This window comes from Streptomyces muensis (assembly GCF_021474425.1).
Classification (GTDB): domain Bacteria; phylum Actinomycetota; class Actinomycetes; order Streptomycetales; family Streptomycetaceae; genus Streptomyces; species Streptomyces muensis.
Genome location: NZ_JAKEIP010000522.1, coordinates 1 through 2,243, shown reverse-complemented (window position 1 = coordinate 2,243; position 2,243 = coordinate 1). Strand labels below are relative to the sequence as shown.

Below are 2,243 nucleotides of genomic sequence, written 5' to 3'. Positions count from 1 at the left end.
CCCTCGTCCCCATCCCCATCGGAGATCCCGACCCCCTCGGCATCACGTCCCCGAACGGCCACGCCCACCCCCACGGTTCCGCCACGGCCGGTGACCTCCTCGCCCACGGAGACCTCCGGTACCGACGGGTCCCGTGCGCCGAGCGACCCGGCGGAGCCGACCGCGGAGACGACCGTGGCGCCGACTGCGGACGGGGCCGTGGAGCCGACCGTGGAGCCGACTGCGGCGCCGTCGGTGACGTGAAAGTGGCGGGATCCGTCGTTGCGGACGAGGGAGATGGGGCGCAGCCTGTGCGTGCGGGAGCGCTCCCGGGAATGGAACGTTTCCGCTCCGCGGGGGAGACCTTCGACCGACCTGGTGACTGAGCGGGGGTCCGGGTGTCGCCCCCTGGCGGGTGAAGCCCGCCGCCGTCCGACGCATCCCCGCGCATGCCCGCCACAGTGACGGGTACGCCCCTCCCGTACGGGACGTCGCGGAAGTGGCCGGAGGGCGAGGGGGCGGGTGTGATTCGGAAGTTGCAGGCGGTCGTGTTGGACTGTGCTGATCCGGTGCGGCTCGCGGAGTTCTACGCGGAGTTGCTCGGGGGCCGGGTGGTCGTGGATCCCGAGGAGCCGGAGTGGGTGGAGGTGCAGGGGTTCGAGGGGACGCCGGTGGCCTGTCAGCGGGTGGAGGGTTATCGGCCGCCCGAGTGGCCCGGGCAGGAGCGGCCGCAGCAGCTCCATCTGGACTTCGACGTGGACGACCTCGATGTGGAGGAGAAGCGGGCGCTCGCGCTCGGTGCGACCGTGCTGGAGCGGACGGACCAGCTTCGCCCGGGGGTCAACTGGCGGGTCTACGCGGATCCGGCCGGCCATCCGTTCTGCTTCTGCCGCCACTGAGGCCGGCGGGTTCCCGGGTGTTCAATTCGTTTGCCGCAGATCGGCCCCGTCGGATAGGAAACCGGCATGCTGAAGGGCGACAAGGTCGGGCTCAGGGCCCGGCACGAGGACGACATACCGGTCCTGCGGGCCGAGCTCTACGACGACGTGGTCAACGCCTCGCGGGCCGAAGGCGGACCTTGGCGGCCGATCACGCCCGGTTTCAAGGATCCGCGGCTCGTGGTGGACGACACGAAGGAAGCGTCCGTCCCCTTCTCCGTGGTGGAGCTGGCCGGCGGCACCCTGGTCGGCACGGCGACACTCTGGGGCATCGACCTCCACAACCGTTGCGCCCACATCGGGCTGGGCCTGCTGCCGTCCGCCCGCGGCAAGGGCTACGGCACCGATGTCGTCGCCGTGCTGTGCCACTACGGGTTCATCGTGCGCGGCCTCCAGCGGCTCCAGATCGAGACGCTGGCCGACAACACCGGGATGCTGCGCTCCGCCGAGCGCAACGGCTTCGTCCGCGAGGGCGTCCTGCGCTCCTCGGCCTGGGTGATGGGCGAGTTCCTGGACGAGGTGCTGCTCGGGCTCCTCGCCCAGGAATACCGGGGTTAGTAGGGGCCGGCCTGTAGGGCCAGTGGGCCGGCTGCCGTCTCGCGCCTGCGGGTCAGTGCTGTGCGAACTGCAACCGCGTCGGTTGCACGGCGTCCGGGCGTATCGACATCCCCTCCACCGTCAGCGTCTCCCCGTAGATGTCCGTGATCCTGATCGCGCCCCCGCACCCGCTCCCCTGCTCGGAGAGGAAGTAGTTGTAGGCGGTGCGCGGGAGTTGGCGCCAGGTGCCGGCCGCGTCGCGGACCTCCAGGCGGGCCAGCGGGTTGCGGTGGTTCAGGGCCTGGATGCCGCACCAGTGGACGCTGGAGCCGGTCTTGTAGCGGATCGCGATCCTGTCGGACGTGTCGGGGCTCAGCAGGCTCCAGGTGACGGCTATGCGGCCGGCCGAAGGGGCCGCGAGCTCGGCGAACGCCTGGGGGCTGAGGTCGAGTTGGCCGGGGGCGCAGGGCAGCGGGCACTCGTTGGTGATGCGGACGGTGACCGAGGCGCCGTTCGCCGCGCGGACCAGGACGTGTGCCCCGCAGGCCTTGGACGTCTCGTAGTCGGTGTGGTTCATCGCCGCCGTCATGACGTCGTCGGTGGGGCCGTACAGGCAGGCGCCGTCGCCGTTGCCGGTGTCGTAGAAGGTGGCGACTCCTTCGTAGCTGGTGCCGGGGCGGATACGGTCCGCCAGTGGGGCCGAGCCCGAAGCGCGTTGCGGGGTGGTGGACTTGGCCGCCGAGTCCGCCGGTGCCGTGGACTTCCGGGGCGGCGGGGTGGTGCTGGGGG

4 protein-coding genes are annotated in these 2,243 nt (G+C 71.5%); 3 read left to right on the top strand and 1 reads right to left on the bottom strand.

Translation table 11 applies throughout. From position 1 onward, the window contains the following. Window positions 1-90: 90 nt before the first annotated feature. The 3 genes from L0P92_RS43950 (at window position 91) to L0P92_RS43940 (ending at window position 1,475) form a co-directional block, all read left to right on the top strand. Window positions 91-243, top strand: a complete 153-nt coding sequence (locus L0P92_RS43950; RefSeq protein WP_234768734.1) for a hypothetical protein — start codon at window positions 91-93, stop codon at window positions 241-243. Window positions 244-503: 260 nt separating this feature from the next. Beyond that, complete coding sequence (locus L0P92_RS43945; protein ID WP_234768733.1) at window positions 504-878, top strand: VOC family protein; 375 nt, start codon at window positions 504-506, stop codon at window positions 876-878. A 66-nt stretch (window positions 879-944) separates the two neighbouring features. Then, entirely contained in the window at window positions 945-1,475 is a 531-nt protein-coding gene (locus tag L0P92_RS43940; protein WP_234768732.1) for a GNAT family N-acetyltransferase, read from the top strand. A 52-nt stretch (window positions 1,476-1,527) separates the two neighbouring features. Here the strand turns inward: L0P92_RS43940 and L0P92_RS43935 are convergent. Next, window positions 1,528-2,243: expansin EXLX1 family cellulose-binding protein (locus L0P92_RS43935; RefSeq protein ID WP_234768731.1), on the bottom strand; the 716-nt coding region annotated here is incomplete at its 5' end.

What these genes read in the sequence shown, in the direction of transcription:
- L0P92_RS43940 (WP_234768732.1), top strand. Translation starts at nt 945, where the DNA reads ATGCTGAAGGGCGACAAGGTCGGGCTCAGGGCCCGGCACGAGGACGAC.